At 70.2% G+C, this 23330-nt stretch carries 18 protein-coding genes; 9 read left to right on the plus strand and 9 right to left on the minus strand.

The genetic code is table 11. The annotated features are described in order from the left end of the window. Positions 1-119: 119 nt before the first annotated feature. Positions 120-2879, plus strand: a complete 2760-nt coding sequence (gene secA, locus F4556_RS22670) for a preprotein translocase subunit SecA (RefSeq protein WP_184918994.1) — start codon at positions 120-122, stop codon at positions 2877-2879. Between the two features lie 59 nt (positions 2880-2938). On the opposite strand, the gene F4556_RS22675 is transcribed toward secA, so the two are convergent. Then, complete coding sequence (locus tag F4556_RS22675) at positions 2939-3418, minus strand: Rv3235 family protein (protein WP_184918996.1); 480 nt, start codon at positions 3416-3418, stop codon at positions 2939-2941. Positions 3419-3685: 267 nt separating this feature from the next. Between F4556_RS22675 and F4556_RS22680 the strand changes: the two genes are divergently transcribed. Both F4556_RS22680 and F4556_RS22685 read left to right on the plus strand, forming a co-directional pair. Beyond that, positions 3686-4630 (plus strand): patatin-like phospholipase family protein, encoded by a 945-nt coding sequence (locus F4556_RS22680; RefSeq protein ID WP_184918998.1) that lies wholly within the window; start codon positions 3686-3688, stop codon positions 4628-4630. 210 nt (positions 4631-4840) lie between these two features. After that, entirely contained in the window at positions 4841-5350 is a 510-nt protein-coding gene (locus F4556_RS22685; protein WP_184919000.1) for a DUF6912 family protein, read from the plus strand. A 7-nt stretch (positions 5351-5357) separates the two neighbouring features. Here F4556_RS22685 and F4556_RS22690 read toward each other — a convergent pair whose 3' ends face one another. Together F4556_RS22690 and F4556_RS22695 are read right to left on the minus strand one after the other, a co-directional pair. Further along, positions 5358-7313, minus strand: a complete 1956-nt coding sequence (locus F4556_RS22690; protein WP_184919002.1) for an alkyl/aryl-sulfatase — start codon at positions 7311-7313, stop codon at positions 5358-5360. A 172-nt stretch (positions 7314-7485) separates the two neighbouring features. Beyond that, complete coding sequence (locus tag F4556_RS22695) at positions 7486-8676, minus strand: family 1 glycosylhydrolase (RefSeq protein WP_184919004.1); 1191 nt, start codon at positions 8674-8676, stop codon at positions 7486-7488. A 119-nt stretch (positions 8677-8795) separates the two neighbouring features. Between F4556_RS22695 and F4556_RS22700 the strand changes: the two genes are divergently transcribed. Further along, positions 8796-9413 (plus strand): TetR family transcriptional regulator, encoded by a 618-nt coding sequence (locus tag F4556_RS22700; protein WP_184919006.1) that lies wholly within the window; start codon positions 8796-8798, stop codon positions 9411-9413. A gap of 100 nt (positions 9414-9513) precedes the next feature. After that, a complete protein-coding gene (locus tag F4556_RS22705; protein WP_184919008.1) occupies positions 9514-10299 on the plus strand; it encodes a DeoR/GlpR family DNA-binding transcription regulator in 786 nt (261 codons plus the stop codon). 50 nt (positions 10300-10349) lie between these two features. On the opposite strand, the gene F4556_RS22710 is transcribed toward F4556_RS22705, so the two are convergent. Then, positions 10350-12347 (minus strand): alpha-galactosidase, encoded by a 1998-nt coding sequence (locus F4556_RS22710; RefSeq protein WP_184919010.1) that lies wholly within the window; start codon positions 12345-12347, stop codon positions 10350-10352. 295 nt (positions 12348-12642) lie between these two features. Here F4556_RS22710 and F4556_RS22715 point away from each other — a divergent pair, with 295 nt between their 5' ends. From F4556_RS22715 to F4556_RS22730, 4 genes are all read left to right on the plus strand, one after another. Continuing rightward, positions 12643-13887, plus strand: a complete 1245-nt coding sequence (locus F4556_RS22715) for an extracellular solute-binding protein (RefSeq protein ID WP_184919012.1) — start codon at positions 12643-12645, stop codon at positions 13885-13887. Between the two features lie 275 nt (positions 13888-14162). After that, positions 14163-14717 (plus strand): DUF4262 domain-containing protein, encoded by a 555-nt coding sequence (locus F4556_RS22720; protein WP_184919014.1) that lies wholly within the window; start codon positions 14163-14165, stop codon positions 14715-14717. Positions 14718-14972: 255 nt separating this feature from the next. Beyond that, on the plus strand, positions 14973-15527 hold the full coding sequence (locus F4556_RS22725) for an SMI1/KNR4 family protein (protein ID WP_184919023.1): 555 nt from the start codon (positions 14973-14975) through the stop codon (positions 15525-15527). A gap of 95 nt (positions 15528-15622) precedes the next feature. Next, the gene (locus F4556_RS22730; protein WP_313068494.1) at positions 15623-16120 is read left to right on the plus strand and encodes a DUF4259 domain-containing protein; all 498 of its coding nucleotides are present in this window, start codon (positions 15623-15625) and stop codon (positions 16118-16120) included. A gap of 151 nt (positions 16121-16271) precedes the next feature. Here F4556_RS22730 and F4556_RS22735 read toward each other — a convergent pair whose 3' ends face one another. The 5 genes from F4556_RS22735 to F4556_RS22755 form a co-directional block, all read right to left on the minus strand. After that, on the minus strand, positions 16272-16808 hold the full coding sequence (locus tag F4556_RS22735) for a hypothetical protein (RefSeq protein WP_184919025.1): 537 nt from the start codon (positions 16806-16808) through the stop codon (positions 16272-16274). 173 nt (positions 16809-16981) lie between these two features. Then, the gene (locus tag F4556_RS22740) at positions 16982-18142 is read right to left on the minus strand and encodes a TniB family NTP-binding protein (protein WP_184919034.1); all 1161 of its coding nucleotides are present in this window, start codon (positions 18140-18142) and stop codon (positions 16982-16984) included. A gap of 3 nt (positions 18143-18145) precedes the next feature. Then, the gene (locus F4556_RS22745) at positions 18146-20287 is read right to left on the minus strand and encodes a DDE-type integrase/transposase/recombinase (protein ID WP_184919036.1); all 2142 of its coding nucleotides are present in this window, start codon (positions 20285-20287) and stop codon (positions 18146-18148) included. Then, positions 20284-21048: a TnsA-like heteromeric transposase endonuclease subunit gene (locus tag F4556_RS22750; RefSeq protein ID WP_313068495.1), complete on the minus strand. Its 765-nt coding sequence runs from the start codon at positions 21046-21048 to the stop codon at positions 20284-20286. Before F4556_RS22750 ends, F4556_RS22745 begins: the two co-directional genes overlap by 4 nt. After that, complete coding sequence (locus F4556_RS22755; RefSeq protein ID WP_246511068.1) at positions 21045-22967, minus strand: TniQ family protein; 1923 nt, start codon at positions 22965-22967, stop codon at positions 21045-21047. The genes F4556_RS22750 and F4556_RS22755 overlap by 4 nt, the downstream gene beginning before the upstream one ends. Positions 22968-23330: the final 363 nt, after the last annotated feature.

Here is a 23330-nt window from a genome sequence, read left to right on the forward strand (position 1 = left end):
CGGTATTACCGTGCTGACGCACCTCCCGGCGCGCTGGCCTCCTCGCATACGATGGCCCGTGCGGTGGGGTCGACCCATCGTGCAGTCGTCCAGAGCCGACAGGCAAGGAGCCCGCCCAAGTGTCCGTCTTCGACAAGATCCTGCGCGCCGGCGAGGGTAAGACCCTTCGCAAGCTGCAGCGGATTGCCGCCCAGGTCAACTCCATCGAAGAGGACTTCGTCAACCTCACGGACGACGAGCTGCGCGCCCTGACCGACGAGTACAAGCAGCGGCTGGCCGACGGCGAGACGCTCGACGACATCCTCCCCGAGGCGTTCGCCACCGTCCGCGAGGCGGCCAAGCGTGTGCTCGGCCAGCGCCACTACGACGTCCAGCTGATGGGTGGCGCTGCGCTGCACATGGGCTTCGTCGCCGAGATGCGCACCGGCGAGGGCAAGACCCTGGTCGGCACGCTGCCCGCGTACCTGAACGCGCTGACCGGCAAGGGCGTCCACCTGATCACGGTGAACGACTACCTCGCCGAGCGTGACTCGGAGTGGATGGGCCGGGTGCACCGCTTCCTCGGCCTCGAGGTCGGCGTGATCCTCGGCAACATGTCGCCGGCCGAGCGCAAGCGCCAGTACGCGATGGACATCACGTACGGCACCAACAACGAGTTCGGCTTCGACTACCTGCGCGACAACATGGCGTGGTCGCAGGACGAGCTGGTGCAGCGCGGCCACAACTTCGCGGTGGTCGACGAGGTCGACTCGATCCTGATCGACGAGGCCCGTACGCCGCTGATCATCTCCGGCCCGGCCGACCAGGCGACCAAGTGGTACGCCGACTTCGCCAAGCTGGTGCAGCGCCTCAAGCGCGACCGCGACTACGAGGTGGACGAGAAGAAGCGCACCGTCGGTGTGCTGGAGGAGGGCGTCGGCCGGGTCGAGGACTACCTCGGCATCGACAACCTCTACGAGTCGGTCAACACCCCGCTGGTCGGCTTCCTGAACAACGCGATCAAGGCCAAGGAGCTCTACAAGAACGACAAGGACTACGTCGTGATGAACGGCGAGGTCATGATCGTTGACGAGCACACCGGCCGCATGCTCGCGGGCCGCCGCTACAACGAGGGCATGCACCAGGCGATCGAGGCCAAGGAGGGGGTGGAGGTCCAGAACGAGAACCAGACGCTGGCCACCGTCACCCTGCAGAACTTCTTCCGGCTGTACGACAAGCTCGGTGGCATGACCGGTACCGCCACCACCGAGGCGGCCGAGTTCCACCAGATCTACAAGCTCGGCGTGGTCCCGATCCCGACCAACAAGACCCCGCTGCGGATCGACCAGCCCGACCTGATCTACAAGTCCGAGCCGGCCAAGTTCGCCGCCGTGGTCGAGGACATCGTCGAGAAGCACGAGAAGGGCCAGCCGATCCTGGTCGGCACCGTCTCGGTGGAGAAGTCCGAGTACCTCTCCCAGGAGCTGCGCAAGCGCGGCGTCCCGCACGAGGTGCTGAACGCCAAGCACCACGAGCGCGAGGCGCAGATCGTCGCCCAGGCGGGCCGCAAGGGCGCCGTCACGGTGGCCACCAACATGGCCGGCCGTGGCACCGACATCATGCTCGGCGGCAACGCCGAGCACCTCGCGGCGGCCGAGCTGGCCCAGCGCGGCCTGACCGAGCTGGACACCCCGGACGAGTACGAGGCCGCCTTCCCGGCCGCGCTGGAGAAGGCCAAGGCCGCGGTCAAGGCGGAGCAGGAGGAGGTCCAGAGCATCGGTGGCCTCTACGTGCTCGGCACCGAGCGCCACGAGTCCCGCCGGATCGACAACCAGCTCCGCGGCCGCTCCGGCCGTCAGGGCGACCCGGGCGAGTCCCGGTTCTACCTCTCGCTCGGCGACGACCTGATGCGGCTCTTCAAGGCCGGCATGGTCGAGCGCGTGCTCGCGATGGCCAACGTCCCGGAGGACGTGCCGATCGAGTCCAAGATGGTCACCCGCGCCATCGCCTCGGCGCAGACCCAGGTCGAGCAGCAGAACTTCGAGATCCGCAAGAACGTCCTCAAGTACGACGAGGTGCTGAACCGTCAGCGCGAGGTCATCTACGGCGAGCGCCGCCGCGTCCTGGAGGGCGAGGACCTGCAGGAGCAGGTCGGCCACTTCATGGACGACACCGTCGCCGCGTACGTCGGTGCCGCGACCGGCGAGGGCTTCGAGGACGACTGGGACCTCGACAAGCTGTGGACCGCGCTCAAGCAGCTCTACCCGCTCACCCTGGACCTGGAGGAGCTGGAGGAGGAGGCCGGCGGTCCGGCCGGCCTGACCTCGGACTTCCTCACCAAGGTGCTCCAGGAGGACATCCAGGCCCAGTACGGCGCCCGCGAGGACCAGCTCGGCTCGGAGATCATGCGTGAGCTGGAGCGCCGCGTGGTGCTCTCGGTGCTGGACCGCCGCTGGCGCGAGCACCTGTACGAGATGGACTACCTGCAGGAGGGCATCGGCCTCCGGGCGATGGCCCAGCGCGACCCGCTGGTCGAGTACCAGCGCGAGGGCTTCGACATGTTCGGCGCCATGATGGAGGGCATCAAGGAGGAGTCCGTCGGCTACCTGTTCAACCTGGAGGTCCAGGTCGAGCAGCAGGTCGAGGAGGTTCCGCTGGCGGACGCCGAGGAGACCCTGGCCAAGCTGGAGAAGGACGCCGCCGCCCGCCCGGAGATCAAGGCCAAGGGCCTGGAGGCCCCGAAGCCGCAGCGTCTGCACTACACCGCCCCGTCGGTGGACGGCGACGAGACGGTCGTCGAGGGCGACTTCGAGGACACCCTCGGCGACGAGGGCGACGGGCTGACCCGGGCCGAGCGCCGCAAGGCCGCGCGGGCCGCCAAGGGTCGTCGTCGGAAGTAGTCGCACCGGTTGTACCCGGGAGGCGCGGAGCTCGCTGCTCCGCGCCTCTCGGCGTTCTCTCAGCGGGCCTCCACGGCGGTGCACTGCCACTGCTCGGTCCGGCGGTGGCGTTCCAGCCGGAAGGCCACCATGTGGTGCCGGGGCCCGAACTCGACCCGGACGCAGACCTCCAGGGCCCGGGCGGTCGGCGCGGAGTCGTAGACCCGGCCCAGCCGGTGCGCGGTCAGCCGGCCGCGCGGGCGGAGCGGTCCGGTCCGTACCAGGGCGGTGAGCTGCTGGTAGCCCGGCAGGCTGGTGTGCCGCTGGAGCTGCCCGGCCGGCCGGTGGCCGGTGAGTACCTCGACCAGCCGGTGGGCGAACCGCGCGGCCAGCACGCCCTGCCCGGTCCTGGCCGGGGCGCAGGCGCCGCGCGGGTGACGCGGGGTCAGCTCGCCGACCGGGTGCGGGCGGCGGGGCACCCGGTCGGCGCGGCGCCGGTGCGGCTGGTGCGGGCCGACCGGGTGGACCAGGGCGCGGACGTGCGGTGCGGGAACGGTCACGGTGGGCGCCCTTCGTTCGCGGATGCGGTCGGGTCCCTTGGTACCGGTGGGCCGGGGACCGGGCAACGAAGCCTCGGAGCGTGTCGGCGGCGGCCGCTGGTGTCACCTATCCGGGTGAGGTTCGGGGCGGGAGTTGGACCCGTACGGCCCGGGGTGGCGCGTCCGGCTGACGGAGCGACGGGTACGGCGGGGCCCGAAGGGGGACGTTCCTCGTGGCGCGCGGGCCCGGTGGCGGCCGCGGACGGCAGGATCGGGGTGGAGGTGGGCATGGTGCGACGAGGACTGGTGCTCGGCGGGGGCGGGATGCTCGGCGCCGCCTGGACGATCGGGGCGCTCTGCGCGGTGGAGGAGGCGACCGGCTGGCAGCCGGGCTCGGCCGAGATCGTGCTCGGCACCTCGGCCGGCTCGATCCTGGGCGCCCTGCTGGCCACCGGCGTGCAGGCGGCCGACCTGCGGGACCACCAACGCGGACTGGAGATCGTCACCGGCCCGCTGGCGGGCATCGACTTCGACTACGACACCGTGCTGGGCGGCGCACTGCCGCCCCGCCCCCGGCCCGGGATCGGCTCGCCCGGCCTGCTGCGGGACGTCGTCCGGCACCCGGGGGAGTACCCCTTCCTGACCATGGTCTCGGCCGTGGTGCCGACCGGGCGGGGCTCGATGGCGCCGGTCGGCGAGCTGGTACGGGGCCTGGCCGGGGACACCATGGGTGCCGCGCTGCGGGTGGCGGCGGTGGACCACCGGACCGGGCGGCGGGTGGTCTTCGGCGACCCCGGCGCACCGGTGGCGGCGGTGGACCGGGCGGTGATGGCCTCGTGCGCGATCCCCGGCTGGTTCGCGCCGGTCGAGGTGAACGGCAGCCGGTACGTGGACGGGGGCTGCTGGTCGGCCACCAACGCGGACCTGATGGCGGGGCGGGGGCTGGACGAGGTGTACGTGCTGGCGCCGATGGCCCTGCGGCCGTCCTGGCCGGACGGGCGGGGGGAGCGGCCGAGGGGGGTGCTGGTGCACCTGGTGAGCCGGTACCGGCGGGCGGTGACCCGTCAGTTGATGCGGGAGGCCCGGCAGTTGCGGGCGGAGGGGGTGCGGGTGCAGCTGCTCGCGCCGACGCCGGCGGATCTGGCGGCGATGGGGCCGAACATGATGGACCCGGCGCGGCGGGGGGAGGTGCTGGAGACGGCGTTGCACAGCGTGGCCCGTGCGCTGAGCTGAGCCGTGTACGGCCAGGGGCTCGGGGAACTGCGACGCCGACCTCGAGAAACGTTGCAGGCACGTGGGTGGTCAGGCACTTTCGCAGTGACCCGCACGCCAGATCTCCTCGCAGTTCCCCGAGCCCCTGGATAGTGCAACCTTGCGGAGCTGCCAGAGGCACGGCGCGTATTGTTTGAGCCTCTGCTTGGCGACGAACCCGGAGTGCTCTCGATGCGCGTGTACGTGCCCACGACCCTGGCCGGCCTGGCGGCGGCGTACCCCGGCGGGGCGCTGGACCAGTCGGTGGCGTATGCGGTGACGCCCGCGCTGCGTGAGTGGTATGTCAGCGACGACCTGGAGGAGTTGGAGTACGCGGCGCTGAACCGGGCCGCGCAGGCCGCGTTGCGGCTACTCGCCGCCGACCCCGGGGCGCCGCGGCGCCGGGTGGTGGTGGCGGTCGAGGTGGCGGACTCCGGGGTCGGGGCGTTCGTCGGCGACGAGTACCAGGACCAGGCGTCGTTGGGGCGGGTGGTGCTGAAGGGCCCGCTGCCGCTGGCGAAGGCGGCCGCCGTGCACGCGGACGTGGCCGACGCCGAGGTGGTGGCGGACATCGCGGCCGCCGCCGCGGTGATCGAGGCGGCGGACAAGGGCGACGACGACGCGCAGTTCACCGTGGACGGTGCGGAGGACCACGAGCTGCTCTGGTTCGCGACCCAGGAGATCCCCGCGCTGCTGGCCTGACGATCGCTCAGGGAGTGACGATCGCGAAGTTCGGGTCCGGCTTGTCGAGCACCCCCAGCAGCTTGGTCAGCAGGGTGGTGTCGCCGGTGACGGTGACGCCGTCCAGGCCCTTGCCGCCGAGCAGGCCGAGCAGTTGGGGCTTGGTCAGGGTGAGGCTGACGCCGGCGTCGGCGGCCGGAGCGGTGCTGCTGCGGTGGGTCAGTACGCCGTTGGCCAGCCGGAGGTGCCAGACCCGGCCGAGGGCGGGCAGGTTCCAGTCCATGGTGAGGGTGAGGTCCCAGGCCCGGGGGCCGTTGACCCGGATCGCCACCGAGTCGATCAGTTGCTCGACGGTGAGGGCCATCAGCATGTCGGCGCCGGTGGTGGAGGCGGTGGCGGGCTTCACGCCCTCGCGCAGCTCCATCGCGCCGGTGAGGTAGAAGTTCCGCCAGACCGCGTTCTCGGTGGCGTGGCCGAGGGTGTCGTAGACCTTGGCGAGCTCGGCCTTGGCCCGGCGGTCGGCCGGGTCGGCGAAGACGCAGTGGTTGAGCAGGGTGGCCGCGAACCGCAGGTCGCCGTCGTGGACGAAGCGCAGGGCGGTGGCGAGGGCGGGCCGTTGGCCCCCCATCGCCCGGACGTACCGCTTGGACTCCTCCACCGGCGGGTGCTCCCACAGGTGCGCCGGGTTGCCGTCGAACCAGCCCAGGTAGCGCTGGTAGATGCCCTTGACGTTGTGGCTGAGCGAGCCGTAGTAGCCCCGGTTCGCCCAGACCGCGTTGAGCGCGGGCGGCAGCTGGATCTGCTCGGCGATCTCACGGCCCGTCAGGCCCTGGTTGATCATCCGCAGGGTCTGGTCGTGCAGGTACGCGTACAGGTCGCGCTGGTGCTCCAGCAGGGTGGTGATCTGCTCGCCGCCCCAGGTCGGCCAGTGGTGCGAGGCGAAGGCCACGTCCACCTTGTCCCGGAACAGCTCGGCCGACTCGCCGAGGTAGAGCGCCCACTGCCGGGCGTCCCGGACCTGGGCGCCGCGCAGGGTGATGATGTTGTGCATGGTGTGGGTGGCGTTCTCCGCCATGCAGACGGCCCGCAGGTCCGGGAAGAGGAAGTTCATCTCGGCGTGCGCCTCGGTGCCGGGCGTCAGCTGGAACTCGATCCGGACGCCGTCCAGGGTCTCGGTCTGCCCGGTCCGCGCGACGTACCTGGTCGGCGGGATCAGGCCGATGGTGCCGGTCGAGACGTTCTGCCCGAGGCCGCAGCCGATCTGCGCGGCGGCGCCCTTGGGCAGCTGCGCGCCGTACATGTAGCCGGCCCGCCGGGTCATCGCGGTGCCCGCGTAGACGTTCTCCGAGACGGCGTGCTCCATGAAGCCCTCGGGGGCCAGGATCGGTACGCCGCCCGCGCCGTTCGGCAGGACGCCCCGGCAGCCGCCGAAGTGGTCGACGTGCGGGTGGGTGTAGATCAGCCCGGTCACCTTCCGGTCGCCCCGGTGGGCGCGGTAGAGGCCGAGCGCGGCGGCGGCGGTCTCGGCCGAGATCAGCGGGTCGATCACCAGGATGCCGGTGTCGCCCTCGACGATCGTCATGTTCGACAGGTCGAGGCCGCGGACCTGGTAGATCCGCTCGGTGACCTTGAACAGGCCCTGCTTGGCGGTGAGTTGGCTCTGCCGCCAGAGGCCGGCGTTGGCGGTCTTCGGGGCCTTGCCGTTGCCGTTCAGGAAGGCGTACGCGTCGTTGTCCCAGATCACCTGGCCCGCCGCGTTCTTCACCACGCCGGGGGTGAGCGCCGCGACGAAACCCCGCTCGGCGTCGGCGAAGTCGGCCCGGTCGTCGTACGGCAGCCCGCCGGTGGCGGTCGCGCTCCCGCCACCGGTCGGGTTGCTGCCGTCGGACTGCCCGATCGCCGCCGCGCTCAGCGGGTTCAGGGCGAGGGCCGCGGCGGCGGCACCGGTGGCGGCGACGAAACCGCGACGGTCGAGGGGGCTCATGAACTACCTCACAGCACGAGGGGGACCGGGTGGTGACGCCGACCCTGCTGCCCGGCCCGGTGCGGGTCAATGGCGCGGGGCGGATTTGGGAAGGCTCCCTGCCGGGGCCGGTCCGGGGCTGTGAGCGGTCCTATTGCGTGAGCGGTTCCCTCGGGCATCAGGAGCCGGGCGGTCACGGCGCGGGCAGGAAGCCGCTGCGGGCGATCCGGCCGAGCCAGCGCGCCGACGGCTTGGGCACCCGCAGGAAGCTCTGCGGGTCGACGGTGATCAGGCCGAAGGTCGGCCGGTACGAACCCCACTCGTACCCGTCGAGTGCGCTCCGGTGCAGGTAGCCGCGGATGTCGAGGCCGTCGGCGAGTGCCGCCGCGAGGTCGCGGAGGGCCTGGTGGGTGTAGCTGATGCGGCGGCTGTCGTCGCGGGTGGCGAGGCCGTTCCCGGTGACGATGACGGGGACGTCGCCGACGACCTCGGCGGTGTGCCGGACGGCTTCGCCGAGCGCTTCCGGGTAGAACTCCCGGCCGGTGAGGGTGAGTTCGGCTCCCTCGCGGACCGGGAGAGGACCGCGCGGGCCGATCCGGGTCCGGGTGTACGCCTGCACGCCTACCCAGTCGTCGGCTCGGGCGGCCTCCAGGAAGACGTCCTCGCGGGGGTGACGGTAGGCCGCCGTCACCTCCTCGGCGCCGGGGACGGCCTGGTAGCACTGGTTGGCGACCGACCAGCCGACCTGGATCCGGGGCGAGACCGCCCGGACGGCCGCGGCGGCGGCCCGGTGCGCCGCGATCAGGACGGCGGTCAACTCCGGGTCGGGGAGCGGGAGTCCGGGTGCAGACGGCGGGTCGGCGGCGGTCAGGGTGTGCAGGGCGGCCACCGTGTTGGGCTCGTTGATGGTGCACACGTGCCGTACGCCGTCGGTGATCACCGGCGCGGTGGCGGCGACATAGCGGGCGAAGCGTTCGACGGCGTCCGGGGCCCGCCAGCCGCCGCGTTCGGCGAACCAGCGCGGCAGGGTGAAGTGGTGCAGGGTGACCATCGGGCGGAGGCCGCGTTCCAGGGCGCCGTCGACCATCCGGCGGTAGTGGGCCAGCGCGGCGCGCGAGAAGTGGCCGGGTTCGGGTTCGATCCGGGCCCACTCGATGCCGAACCGGTAGTCCGTGAAGCCGAGTTCGGCGAGCAGGTCCATGTCGACGGGCCAGCGGTGGTAGCTGTCGGCGGCGTCGCCGCTGGGCTCGGGGATCCGTCCGGTGCGGTGTTCGAGCTGCCACCAGTCGCTGGTGGTGTTGCCGCCCTCGGTCTGGTGGGCGGAGGTCGAGGTGCCGAACAGGAATCCGTCCGGGAACGCGATGCCTTTGGCGCAGGCGAGCATGGCAGGGCCTTTCGGGTGGGACGGGCGGGTGTGGGCACCGCCCGGTCCTGCCAAAGGTAAATCTCAAAACCTTGAGAGGCAAGGTTTTGGGAAATCCGCCGCCCGGCTAGATTGCCCGGATGAGCACTCGTGGCCCCCGGGGGCCGTACGCGAAGAGCGCGGCGAAGCGGCAGCAGATCATCGAGGCCGCGCTGGCGGCCTATGCCGAGGCGGGCAGCCGGGGCGTCTCGGTCCGGGAGATCGCCGAGCGGGTCGGCATGACGGACGCCGGCGTCCTGCACCACTTCGGTGGCCGGGAAGCGCTGCTCACCGCCGTGCTGGAGGCCCGCGACGTGGCCGCCGCCGAGCGGCACGGTGAGGAGGGGACGCTGTGGCGTCCCGAGCTGCTGGCGGAGAACGTCGCGACGCCGGGCCTGGTGAAGCTGTTCGTGGACCTGGCGGCGGCCGCGGCGGAGCCGGGGCACCCGGCGCACGCGTACTTCACCGAGCGGTACGCGACGCTGCGCGAGCGCGTCGCCCGTGCGCTCACCGAGGGCCGCCCGGACGGCGGGGCCGAGCCCCCGGCCCGCCCGGACGTCGACGCCGACTGGGCGGCCCGGGTGCTGCTGGCCGCCACCGACGGCCTCCAGCTGCAGTGGCTGCTGGACCCGTCCGTCGACATGGCGGCGGACCTGCTCCGACTGCGCGATGTGGTGCTCGGCGCCCTGGACGACGCCGGGTCGCGCGGAGACAACTGAAGCCGCGCCGTATCCGGCCTGTCGAGTCATCAGGATGGGGCAGTGCCCGGCTGTCTACGCGCGATACGCTCGGGCTCTGCGCAGGATGCAAGGAGCGGTGATGAGCACGCACGAACGGTGGACGCGGCTGCTGGAGATCCTCGGCGAGCAGGGGCGGATCGAGGTCGTCGAGGCCGCGGAGGCGCTCGGGGTGTCCACGGCCACCGTCCGCCGGGACATGGAGGAGCTCGCCCGGCAGCAGCTGCTGACGCGTACGCGGGGTGGAGCGGTGCTGAGCGGGGTGGCCTACGACCTTCCGCTGCGCTACAAGACGGCGCGTCAGGCGGACGAGAAGCACCGGATCGCCCGGGCGGCGGCCGGGCTCGTCCCGCCGGGCGCCGTGGTCGGGCTGAACGGCGGGACCACCACCTCGGAGGTGGCGCGGGAGCTGGCGTCCCGGGCCGACCTGGCCGGCCACGGCCACGCGGTGGCGCTGACCGTCGTCACCAACGCCATCAACATCGCGCACGAGCTGGCGGTGCGGCCGTACGTGAAGACCGTGGTCACCGGCGGTGTGGCCCGGCCCAGCTCCTACGAGCTGACCGGGCCGCTGGCCATGACGGTGCTTCAGGGGATCTCGCTCGACTACGCGATCATCGGGGTGAACGGGATCGACCCGAAGTTCGGTGCCACCGCCCATGACGAGGGCGAGGCCGACGTCAACCGGGCGATGGTCGAGCGGGCCGAGAAGGTGATCGCGGTGGCCGACTCCACCAAGATCGGGAAGCGGGCCTTCGCGCAGGTCTGCGCGCTGAGCGGGATCTCGACGCTGGTCACCGACAAGGACGCCCCCGACGAGCTGGTGGAGCAACTCGCCGCTCACGGCGTCGACGTGCTCTGCGTGTGACTGCTCCGCGGTGAGCCGGACGACGGCTCACCGCGGAGACCGATGGTGCGTCAGGCGGCAGGCGGGGTACGGAACGGGGCGGCCCAGGTCTGGTTGGCCTGGATCGCGTTCGGCGCGGCGCCGCAGGTGTAGAGGCTGACCGGGGTGCCGGAGGTGGTGGTGGCGCCGTTGAAGACGTCGAGGCACTTGCTGGTGCCGGCGAGCTTCAGGTTGCCGTCACGGTTGTAGGTCCAGGTCTGCCAGCCGGGGGCGGAGCCGCAGGGCGCGACGCCGACCCACTGGCCCTGCTGACCGTTGATCACCCCGGTGGTGACGGTGCTCTGCGCGGTCAGGCAGAGGTTCGACGCCCCGGCCTGGAGCAGCTGGACCGAGCCGTCGTCGTTGCGCTGCCACTGCTGGTTGGAGCCGCCGGAGCAGGGGTAGACGTCGACGGCCGTGTTGCTGGTGCGGGACTGGTAGTTGTCCAGGCAGAGGGACGCCTTGGCCCAGTTGTCGCGGGAGGCGGTGATCTGGCCGCGCGGGGTGGTGGTCGAGCCGCTCGGCGGGGTGATCCTCAGCATGGCGCTGTCGTGCGAGCCGATGGTGAGCGCGACGGTGCCGGTCGAGGTGCCAGTGGTGTGCGCCCAGAGGTCGCGCACGGTGTAGCTGCCGCCGGTGGTGTTGAAGCCGGCCGCCTTCAGGTCGAGGGTGTAGTTCGCCGTCGCGGCACCCTTGTTGAGCACCACCACGGCACGGCCGCCGTCGGCCAGCGGCTTGACGACCACGTCCAGGCCGGCGGTCGAGGCCGGGCTGCCGTCCGCGTTGGCGGCGCCGCCCGAGACGCGCTGGCCACCGGCGCCGAGCGGGTCCTGGTCGACCGCGATCACCTCGCTGTTGCCGAGGATCCCGATCGAGGCCCTGAGGTGGGCGGCCTCGGCGGGGTGCGAGTCCAGGTACGCGGGGGAGAACTTGCGGGCGTCGGTGGAGATCACCAGCGGCGCGGCCAGCGCGGAGAACAGCGACAGCTGGCTGCGCTCCTCGGCGGTGGTCATGCCGTTGTCGCCGATCAGCAGCATGTCGGCGTCGTTCCAGTTGCCGGGCCCCTGGTAGCGGCTGAGGTCCACGGCGGCGTCGAAGCTCTGGTACGCGCCGAAGTTGTACGAGGACTGCACGCCGAGCGGCTGGCTCCACGGGTCGGTGGTGCCGTTGTCGCGGTCGTTCCAGATGTCCGGAGCGATCCGCCAGAGCTGGCCGAGGCCGCGCACCCAGTTCATCGCCGCGGACTTGGTCGAGCCGTTGTTGTACGCGGCGGGCGCGGAGATGTTGAACATCACGTTCGGCCGGGGCGTCCCGGCGTTGTTGGCGTTGGTGACGGCCGTGTTGAGGGCGTTCGCCATCCGGGTGTCGAGGGTCTGGAGCGGCTCCTCGGTCCCGCAGTTGTCGTACTTGAGCGCGTCGACGCCCCAGGCGACGAAGGAGTTGGCGTCGGCCTGCTCGTGGTACTCGCTGCCGTTGGCCAGGCTGGGCGCGACCGGCGCGTAGGTGGAACAGGTGTGGGTGCCGGAGGTCTCGTAGATGCCGAACTTGGCGCCGAGGCTGTGCAGGTAGGCGCCGTACGCGGTCAGCTCGTGGTCGAAGCCGGGCTGCTTGGCGGCGTCGCGGACGTCGGTCCTGGCGTCCCAGTTGAGCGCGCCGTGCAGGTAGCCGGCGCTGTTCCGGTACATCCAGCAGTCGTCGACGGTGACGGTGCGGTAGCCCGCACCGATCAGGCCGGCGTCGTACAGGCCCTTGGCGTTGTCCTGCATGTACTGCTGGAACGAGTAGTTGATCCGGGGCGAGCCGTCGAGCGGAGCCTGCGGACGGCACTCCGCACGGGCCCAGTTGTTGAAGCCCATCGGCGGGGCGGCGGCGATCGCCCCGCCCGGCGAGGCGGCGGTGGAGTAGTTGGCGGCCGTCTGGTTCACGCCGTCGTTGGCGGCGGCCGACGGTGCCACCAGGGCGGAGCCGGCGGCGACCAGGACGGCGCTGAGCAGGAGCGGCGCGGCCCGGTGGAGGAGGCGATTGGTCATGAGGGTCCTTCCAGGTCTGATTGATATTGCGCTAATCACCCGTTGATCGCGCATCTTCAATCACGTGCGGGCATAGCTTCGATCCCGGGGGCTCGAAGCGTCAAGCACTTGGCACCAGCCGTTTCTGGCGGCTTCCTGCCGCGCAACGCTTCGATAACGCCCGCTGTCCGCCGCGGGGCGGCGGGTGCACACTGCCGGGGATGCCTGCGCGCAACTGCGTTAATCAGCTTGTTTCACTCATGTCCGAGCAGGCTCGGCATGCTTCCGGTCACCCTCACGGACGGTGGTTCTCCTGATGGCTCCGCGCGCCCTCGCCCTCACGGCCGCCGCACTGAGCGCCGTGCTCGTCCTGTCCGGCTGCGGTGGCGGTCCCGAGGCGGGTGACGTCGCCACCATCAGGTTCGTCGCCGCGGACTACGGGGCCAACGGGCAGCACCCTTCCGAGGCGTACTGGCGCGAGGTGATCTCCGCCTTCGAGCGGCAGCACACCGGGATCAAGGTCGACCTCAGGGTGATCGGCTGGAACGACCTCGACACCCAGGTCAGGGCCATGGTGCGGAGCGGCGACCAGCCGGACCTCCTGCAGACCGGCGGCTACGCCGACTTCGCCCGGGACGGCCTGCTCTACCCGGCCTTTGACGTGCTGTCAGGACCGACGGCGATCGACTTCCTGCCCAGGATGGTCCGGGTCGGCGAGCAGAACGGCGTCCAGTACGGCATCCCGTTCGTCTCCAGCGCCCGGATGTTCCTGATCAACAACACCCTGTTCCGAAGAGCGGGCCTCGACCCCGCCAAGCCCCCGAAGACCTGGGCCGAGGTCACCGCCCAGGCCACCGCCCTGAAGAAGGCGGGGGTGGAGATCCCGCTCGGCATCCCGCTGGGCAAGGAGGAGGCCCAGGCCGAGTCCTTCCTCTGGATGCTGGAGAACCACGGCGACTACCAGGACTCCAGCGGGCACTACACCATCGACTCACCCGCCAACATCGAGACGTTCACCCAGCTGCGGAGCTGGGTGACCGCGGGCCTGACCGAGCGGAACCCGGCCACCGTCGACCGCACCGAGCTGGCCAAGGACTTCGCGGCCGGCAAGGTCGGCATGCTCAACGGCTTCCCCGGCCAGCTCGCCGACCTGAAGGGCATGGACGTCAGCTGGACCGCCATGCCCAGCAAGGACGGCGTCACCAGCGCCACCCTGGGGGTCGGCGACTGGATGATGGCCTTCAAGAAGGGCGGTCACCGGAAGCAGATCAGGGCCTTCCTCGACTTCGCCTACGCCCCGGAGAACACGGTGCGGTTCGCCAAGGAGTACAACCTCCTGCCGGTCACCCAGTCCGCGCTCGCGGCACTCGCGGCCGACCCGGAGGCGAACGACCTGCAGCCCTTCCTGCGGATCCTGCCCACCGCCGGCTTCTACCCGCTCAGCGACCCGACCTGGCCGGCCGTCTCCGCCCAGATCAAGGCCCGGATCGGCGCCGCCGTGACCGACCCGGAGAAGACCCTCGAAGCCCTCCAGCGGACCGCCGAGCAGACCGGCCGGTGACCCGAGGCCCGTCCGACAGACCCCTGTCGAGCGGCGCTGCAGGTTGCAGTAGCCAGGCCTGTGAGCTGGGAGCTGAAATCTTCTGTGCGGCGACAATCCGGGCGGCTGCCGCACGGAAGATTTCAGTCGGGTGGGCCTGCGACGCTGACTGCATCAAGGTGTGACTACTGCGTGTGATGGCAGGGCACGTCGGGGTACACCTCTGGATGGCCCTGGCAACGCATGGGTAGTGGGTGGCAACACGCGCGGTGGCATGGCCGGGTACCGTCGCGGGCATGCATAGTGATCGTCCTGCCTGCCGCTGCGTGATCTGCCATGACTACGGGGACCGTCATGAGGCCGGTCGCTTGGACGTGCGGACGGTTGAACAGGTCCATGAGCACGGCTGGAGCGTGGTGATGGTTCCGGCCGACGACGAGGGACCGGCGTTCGCCTACACCATTGGGTTGTGGCACTCCCACGGATCGCCGGAGCTGGCCATGTTCGGTCTGGATGTCCGCACGATGCAGGCAATGCTCAACATCATCGGCCACCAGGTTGCAGCAGGAGCATCGCTTGCGGCCGGCCAAGAGCGCCACGATGTCGCCAAGGGCTACCCGGTCGTGCTCAAGGACGCCGATCTCCGCTGGTACCGGACGTTCTTCGGGCGGGCGATCGCCTTCTACCGGCGGCCCCCGTTCCCGGTCCTGGAGGTGGTGTGGCCCGACGGCGACGGTTTCTTCCTGTGGCAATCCGAGAGCGACGAGCGCTACCGGCAGTCCCAGCCGCAACTGTGGTTGACGCCTGCTCAGCACCCGGCAGGGGTCTGGACCGCACTCGCGGACTCCTGACCGAGGTAAGACGATCTCCGGCTACGAAAACCCGGCCAGAGCCACATTCATGTGTGCGCCCGCATGGGGAGGCCCTCCCCATGCGGGTCGGCGGTCGTTGGTGGCTCGCCGGGGTCTGTGGTCGGTGACTATGGGCTACGGTGCGAACCTCCTGGAAGGCCGGTCCCAGCAGAGGGCTTGGCGTCGTCGCCGTCGGTGGCACAGGTGAATATGTGCTGGATGGGCTCAACCCGAGCCGCGATGGAAGGACTCCTGATGCATCCGAGTGTGGCCAGGCTTGTCGAGCTGATGCCGCCGCATCCCGATGCCGGCGATGCGCTCGACTGGGACGAGGCGACCCGGAGGTGGGGCACGGACTTCCCTACGGACTACCGCGACTTCGTGTCCCTCTACGGCGGCGGTTCCATCGGCTTCGGCTTCCACATAGGACTACCGTTGGCGGTCGCCACCGGAGTCCGAGGCCCGATGACGTTCGAGGGGCTGAACGAGTACGGATACGGCCTGCTGAACCTGGAACCGGATGAGGATCCCGAACTTCGCGGCCGGATCTCCTGGGCCACCGACTGCAGTGCCAACCACGCCTTCTGGAACACGTCTGATCCGGATCCAGACAGGTGGACCACCCTCGTACTGAGCGGGTACGGGGAGTGGACCGATCACGGCTGCGGCATGGTCGACTTCCTTGTCGGCCTCATGACCGAAGAGATCACCGGCATGGGAGGCTTCTCTCCCGAGCGGCCGATCTTCCTGAACTGGCGCGAAGAACGGCGCCTCAGGGAGGCAGGAATCGACCCCTGGCCTCACACCTGACCCTGCGAATTCGGGATCAGCTGGCCAGCAGAACCCGTTTCCGCAGAAGGCCGAAGCTGGCTCAGCCTTCTGCGGAAACGGGTCCTGCTCGCATCGTGACCTCGCTGACGGTGGCCAGTGCGAAGATCCCAGAACAGCGACACGAGGAGATCAGCATGGGCACCTGGGGCATCGGCCCTTTCGAGGACGACACGGCGGCGGATTTCGCCGACACCCTCGACGAGACGGCCCTGGACGAGCGCGCGAACCTCATCCGGAGCACACTGAACCGCGCCGTCCAGGCCCAGGACTATCTCGACTTTTCAGAGGCCGTGGAGGCCGTCGCTGCCGCCGCCCTCATCGCCGCGCAGTGCCCCGACGGCGAGCCGGTCATCACCAGCTTCGGCCCCGACCAAGCGTTGCCGATCTTCGCCGCCGACCTTCGGACACTTGCCGCCGAGGCGCTCGACCGAGTCCTCGCCGACGAATCCGAGCTCGCCGAACTCTGGGACCAGACCGCCGATGGCCCACGATGGCGTCAGAGTGTCAGTCGCCTGCGAGGAATCCTTGATCCCCGGAGCGAGCCTCAAGAAGACCCGCTGTTCGAGATCTAACCTGCTGACTCAGTGTCACCGACCACAGAAATGATGCTGTTTGTGATCTTCAGGGTTGATGCCTCAGTACGGCGGTTTCATAACAGGCGCTGGCACCATCAAGATCACGCCGGAACGCCGCCGAGACGCGGCCTGGATCCGGCACATCTGGTCATGGGCCTGTGTTTCCCTCGAACGCGCCCAGGTTGATCAGGCTCACTCGGTGGTCCCAGGCGTCCCACCTCACATGCTTCTGCGCGCCCCAGTAGTAGTTGTCATAGCCCATGAGGTCGCCGTATGCCTCGTCTTCGTGCGCCTGGTCCGGTCTGCCGAACGCGGCCAGGAGTTCCTCGTACGAGGTCAGGTGGGCGAAGTGGGACAGATGCGGGCCGTAGATCGTGAAGCCGACGACCGTCCCGGCTCGAACCTTGTAGGTGAGCTTGTCGGCGCAGTACAGGAATCCGTCTGACCGGGCAGCATGGTTGACGACCTCGTCGAGGGTCAGCCGCCGTCCGTCGGCGTCGTAGTACTCGCTGCCGATGTCGGTCCCGCCGCGGTACTGGGCGACTACGGAGGAGTGGGCCTGGATGATGCTCCGGCGCGGGACGCTGGTGGCTGGCGCCCCCAGGGCTATGCCGTCCATCTCGACAGTCGTGAGGTCGAGGTGTGGCTGGGACAGCACATCCAGGTTGTCGAGGATCTCGATCATCGGCAGAGTCTAGGCTCAGATGTGGTCGCTCAGCTTGTCTTGATGCCCTCTGGTATCGAACGGCATGCTGCTGTGGCGCTGATGAAGATCATCAACAGCATCCAGAAATTGAGCCAGAACCCCAGGGAACCTGCCACCGACAGACTTCGCCAGTTTCTCTTCCGAGTAGGTGCTCAGCTGGCCATGCGGTCGTTGGAGCCTGGTTCTTGGCCGGTGTGCTTGGTGTGGTCGTGGGGTGTGCTGGCGTAGGTGGTCTGGGCATGTTCGTTGATCTCGATGCGGTTCATGACTGTGCGGTTGATCGTTTCGGTGCCGGTCAGGACGGCTTCGGTGGCGGCTTCGCGGACAAGTTCGGCGAGGGAACTGATGTTGCCGCCGGTGCGCTGGTGGAGGTACTTCCATGCGCGTTTGAGGGTGCCGGGCTGGTGGCGGTGGAGGATCAGGGCGTCTTCCATGGCGCTGATGACGCTGATCCAGGTCTGTTTGTCCTCGCGGGTTGCGGCGGTGAACGGCTGCATGCGGATCAGGGTGTTGCGGCCTGAGGTCTGGGTGACGCGGGAGCCGCCAGTTCCTTCGAGGAACAGGCCCGAGTGCTTGAGGTCGACGCCGGTGTAGATGAACGTCGCGGCGGTGTGGTTGGCGATGTACTTGAGGTGGTCGTTGACGACTTTGCCCTCCTTGAGGGACAGGTCCATGAAGTGGGCGTCATCGATGATCACCAGCTGGACACCACAGCGGCGCATCTCGGCCAGGACACGGTCGGTGATGTCGCTCTTGGTGGCGCCGGGCCGGTAGGCCATGCCCATGTAGTTGGCGAGGGCGATGGAGAGGTCCTTGGGGGTGGCCTGGGAGGGGATGTTGACGTACACGACGGGCGTGTAGTCGATGGTGTGACTGTCGATGCGGTAGGTGACCTCGAACCGTTCGGGGTGTTCGCGCCGGAGTTGGTGCTCGAAGTCGGCGGCGAACATCTTGACCATGGTGGACTTGCCGACGGTGGCGGGCCCGTCGACGACGATGCCGCGCCGGGCGCCGGCCGGCTGGTGAGTGTTGGTGAGCATGCGGCGTCGCATCTGGTGGTGGACGGCCTGCATGTGGGCGGTGCGGACGATCACGAGGGCGCTGTGATGCGCCAGTCGTGCCTGGTCGTACCGAGTCTTCTGCCCGGCGGCGAGCCGCAGGTACTCGGCGGTGGTGAGCGCGGCCGGTTTCCCCGGGGGGAGGGTGTGGAGGTAGGTGCGCCATTCGAGTTTGGTGCGGGGCTCGGCGAGCCCGGGGTGTTCGAAGTACTCGGGGCGCTCACCGTCGTCGGGGAAGGCGGTGGCTGACGGCACGGGTCAGCGCTCCTGGGCGGTGGGCAGGGTCCACACGGGAGCTGCCTCGATGGAGTCGAGGTCGAGGTCCTCGTCCGTGGCCTCCGTGGCCTCCGGGACCTGGGCGGTGGGCAGAGGGGTGTGTTCGGCGGTGCCCCGTCTGGTGGTTGTGGTCGGGGGCGTGGCGGGCTGGGCGGGGGTTGAGCGCTGGGCATCGCTCTGCTGGGCGCGGGCGCGGTGGTCGTCGCGGTGCCAGCGCTTGCGGGCGGTCTTGGTCCAGGTCTCGGGCGCGTCGGTGCGGTTTTGCAGTTTCCGCAGTGCTTCGGCGATCTGGGCCTGGTCGCCGGGGTCCTTGCCGCGTTGGAGGAGCAGGCGTTTGGCTTCGCGCAGGGTGATGTCGGTGAACGGCTGCAGGTCGTTGAGGGCGTGGGTCCAGCGCAGGGTGTACCAGCGGCTGTCGTGGGGGTTGTGGAAGTAGGCGTGCAGGAGGTTGCGCGGGTCGTAGCGGATGGGCCAGCGGCCGTTGGGATAGGGCGACTTGGTCTTGCGGAACTGGTAGAGGATGTCGGCGTTGTAGACGAGATGGTTCAGGTCGACGCCGTAGGGGTGGATGACGCGGCCGGGTTCCGCGATGGGCAGGAGCTCGTAGTACAGGTCGGGGTTGCGGGGGCAGTCGACGTAGCCGGCCGCGCCGAGGGCCATGGCGTAGGCCTCGTTGGGGCTGACGGACAGGTCGGGGAAGCCGTGGAGGTGGAGGCCACGGTGGTGCTGGCGCTGGTAGACGGCGACGACGTACTCGGCGAAGAATTCGGCGATCTCGGCGATGCTCCAGCGGGCCTGGTCCTCGGCGGTGCGGCCGCGGTGGGCGACGTTGAAGCTGGTGTAGCCAGCGACGTGCATGGAGAACTGTTCGCGGATGCGGCCGAAGAGCCGTTCGATCTGGGGTTTGTCGGTGGGTTTGAGTTTGCGGGCGTCCTGGATGTCGATCTTCCATGAGCGGCAGGCCCGTCGGACGACGTCGGACTGGTAGGGCTTGCCGTGGTCAAACAGGAGGGTCTCGGGGTAGATGACGGGGCGGGCGGCGGCCTCGGCGAGGCGTTCGTCGACGCTGAGCATGCGCTCGTGCGGGATGCGGAGCATCGAGTGGCGCAGGGCGTCGTCCCAGGCCGGGCGCATGGGTTCGGGGGTCATGACGTCGGCCAGCAGAAGGCCGATGTCGATGGCCTTGGTGCCCGCCGGGGTGAGGCGCCAGGCGAGGATGGAGCGGGTGGCGACGTCGAGGGCGATGGTGAGTTCGGCGCGGGTCATGGCCTTGGTCTCGGGATCGAAGGCCAGGACGTCGAGTGGGGTGGTGTCGAGCATGACGACCTGGCCGGGCCGGTGGGCGATGACGTTGCCGTAGGTGCGGTCGGGCTGGGTGGTGACCTGGGCCCGCTGGTGGGCGGGGTCGGAGGGGCTGCGGTCGAGCAGCAGCCGGACGGCGCGGCGGAAGGTGTCGTCGTTGGGTAGCGTGACGATGCCGGGGCCGTGGTCGGCGTCGAGGCGGTTCTGGGTGCGGCGGCTGAAGCGGGTGGTGACGGCCGAGGAACTGTCGAGGGCCTCCGCCTTGGCCTGCTCGCGGATGGCCTGGACGACGCGAGGGTCGATGTTCTTGAGCGGGTTGCGGATGCGGGCCTTGCGCCGGTCGACCAGTGCCCACACGCCGTGGGTGTCCCAGGCGTCGAGGAGCTGCCAGATTCGCCGGGCGGTCATGCCCAGTTCGCCGGCCTTGGCCTCCACGCGCGCGGTTCGGGGAAGGTCGGGATGGTACTGGGGGCGCGGCTCACCGGGCAGCGCGCCCAGCGGGTCTCCGCCGCGGTAACCGGTGGTGGCCTCCTGCAGGTGTCCTTCCAGCTTCAGGGCGGCGTCGCGGACGGTCCCGGGCAGGGTGGCGAGCACGCCACCCGGGTCGAGACCGAGAGCGGTGTCGTCGTACCCGGCGCCGTCCGGGGGTTGGGCGTGGGAGCGGAAGGAGGGGTCCGTCAGGAGCTCGGACAGCATGATTGTCAGGCGGTGGCCTGTGACGGACCGCAAACGCACGTGGGAGCCGTCGATGGCGGTGACCTGGTGGCGCTCGTCCTCGAACTCGACCCAGTCTTCGACGGTGATACGGCTGTAGTGGTTCATGGCGTGTTCCCTCGGTGGGCGGTCCACACCGGGGTGTGGTCGCGCAGCGGGCGGGTGAGGTCGAAGCGCAGGCGGTGGTGCCACATCAGGTGGTAGACGACCGGGCGTGCCAGTTCCGGGTCGAGGAAGCTCACCAGGGCGCCGATGGGGACCGGGTCGGTGGCGAGGTCCAGCAGGGGGCCGATGAGGTCGGCGGTGGCATTCAACGGACGCCGGTATCCGCCGAGCCACTCGACGGTTGCCCACAGCTGGGGGTCGGGTTCACCGACCATCTGGTAGTCCCAGCCCATCAGTTCGCAGGCCGAGGCGGTGCGGCGGGCCTGGTGCAGCACGCGCGGTGTCTGGATCCGCAGGGGGTTCTTCACGTCCAGCAGCAGCGCGGAGCCGTCGGTGCGGCGCACGAACAGGTCCGGGGTGTGCCTCCACTTGCCTGACCTGTCGGCTCCCTCGAAGAGGAACGGCTGAGCGGAGAGAGCCTTGACTTGGTGGTCGAAGTCGAGCAGGCGCATCCACTTGGACTCCAGGTAGCTCTCGTAGTCCAGCACGGCATCGCAGCACGCGGCCCAGTACGAGCCCGGGGTGTGCCGGATCCCGGGGTAGGAGGGCAGGTCGCGTGCGGGAAGGCAGTCCTCGAAGGGGACTGTGGTGGCGTCTGCGGCGGGGACGAGGTGTTCGGTGCCCGTGGCGTCGTAGTAGCGGAGGAACAGTGGTGCGGGAGTGTGGGGGAGGGGCTGCAGGGTGCGGGTTCTCGTCGCTCTCACGCGCATCCTTTCTGGCGGAGGAGCTCGGTGCTGAAGGCTGTGAGGGACTGCGGGAGAGCCGGGGTTTCGAGGAGGGTGAAGCGGTGCCAGCTGCGGTGGATCGAGGCGATCTGGAAGCCGGCCCACTGGGTGGGTTCGTGGGCGGGCGCCTCGCGGATGTCGCCGCTGGTGAGGTGCCGCCACAGCCAGGCGGCGCCGTGCCGGAGCCGGGCGGCGGTGGGCTCGCAGCCGGGCGGCAGCAGCGGCGCCAGGACGCCGGCGGGCATGGTGGTGAGGCCGGCAAGGGCGCGGCGTCGGGCCTGGTAGTCGATGAGCCCGCGCTCGGTGAGGGCGTGGGCGGTGCGGTCGATGTCGTACCAGAAGGCGTCGGGGTCGGCGATGCGTCCCGCGAGCGCGCCGGTCAGATAGACGGCCCGGTTTGGATCCCTCAGGCCGAGGTCCTCGGCGGCCTGCTTCCAGGTGGCCGACCCGGTGCGGCGGGCGAGCGCGAGGGTTGCGAAGCGACGGCCCCGCACGGGCGTGGTGTCCGGCAGGTGTGCGGTGAGCGGGGCGTAGTCGTCCTCGCTGACCAGGTGCGGGATATGCCGGGTCTCTAGCAGGTGGGGCGGTTCGAGGGCGGGCAGGAGGCCGACGATCCTGGGTGCGCTCGGAGCGGCGACGGCGATCAGCGAGGCCAGGCACGGTGGCTGCGGGATCTGCCGCAGGAGGGCGTTCTTCCCGCTCTCGCGGCGTTGCCTGGCCACTTCCCCCACCCACGGTTGGAGCATCTGCCGGCACGTGCCCTGGTCGGGGGCGGCCAGGACCGGCTCGACGAGGGCCAGCAGCGCACCGGCGTGAGCCGAGCTCGGCGGGCTGGTGCCGAGCTTCGCGGACGAGCCGGCTGACCGCTGTCGGCGCCGCTCGGCCACATCCGCCCCGAAGACACCAGCGACCACTGGCGGAATCCGGGCGAGGTCGGCTGCCGAGACGCACACGCGGGCCAGCGCCGTCAGGTACTTGAACGCGGCGAAGTACTCCGTGGCCGCGACGGCGCGGCCACCGACCTGCGCCTGGCCGCTGTCCACCGCGGCCAGGACCCGGGACTGGCTTTCGGCGAGCGAGCGGGGTACGGCGGAGGCTGGGATCTCCCCGAGGACCTGGTCGCACATCCAGGCCGTGCGGTCCCTGGTCGGGAGACGGGCGTTGCACAGACGCGGGTCCAGTGAACGGCCGCGGGTCGGCAGTGTCCGCGTGCCCGTGCCGGTGCCACGCTGCAGCCGTACCTCGCAGCGCGGGCACACATCCACCAGCAGGACCCGGTGCTCGGGGCAGACGGCCGCCAGGCCAAGACGCCACCACAGCGGCCACACCGGCGATGCGGCCAGGCACGGCGGGCAGCCGCGGCTGGAGTCGAACAGGGCCCACTCGCGCAGGCTGACCGGCTGTACGGAGCGTTCGAAGGCCAGGTCGAGGCCGGTCATGTCCAGTACCCGCCCGTCGAACGCGGACAACTGCATCGCCTGGAGCTCCGCCGCCTCCAGGCCGGTCACCGCCCGGATCCGCCCGGCATGTGTCGCCGTCAGGGCGGTGCCGAAGAACGGCGGTTTCATGTAGCCCGTGTTCCCACGCGGTTCGAATCCGAGCAGACGCGCCGCCTGCCCCGGCGGCACGTCCAAGTCGGCCGCCAGCCGATCCAGCCAGGAGGGAAACGACTCCCCGGCCGCCGGGATCAGCACCGACGGAAACCGCACCGGTGACACCCAGTCCGACACCTGTTCCCCACCCCGTGATCCGGCCTCGCAGGAGGCTTCCTGCCGAGGGAACGTATTGCCCTTCGCAGCCCGGTGAGGCGAACCCCTGGAGCAGCTGACCGCCCCGGTGCGGACACGGCGGTCACAACGCCCTTGCGGCGGAGGGGAATCCGTGTCACCGGGGCACATACCGGTACGGCAGCCGGTCCGGGAAGATCATCTGTTCTATGTCGGGTCGAAGCTGCCCGGGGCGGCGCTGCTGCCGGGGCCGTCGCCAAGATGGAGGACGGTCAGGACGGTGCCCGGAGCGGCGTGTGGCAGTACAGGACGAGGGGTGGCCGGTTCATCGCCGCCTCATGCCTGCTGTCGCGGGCACGAGGCCACGGACTCTCGGAGCGTCCGGATCCCATGGTGTGGGAACTCCGCCAGTCTGCGCCAACTACATTCCGCTGCACGGGATTTCATGCCATGGCGCTTGGACTGCTGCGGCCTGCCGGCAGTTGGCTGTCCGAGGCGCTGCACCAGCAGCGCCGCAATCCGGAGCCCCCGGAA

The organism is Kitasatospora gansuensis (assembly GCF_014203705.1).
In the GTDB taxonomy this organism is placed as follows: Bacteria; Actinomycetota; Actinomycetes; order Streptomycetales; family Streptomycetaceae; genus Kitasatospora; species Kitasatospora gansuensis.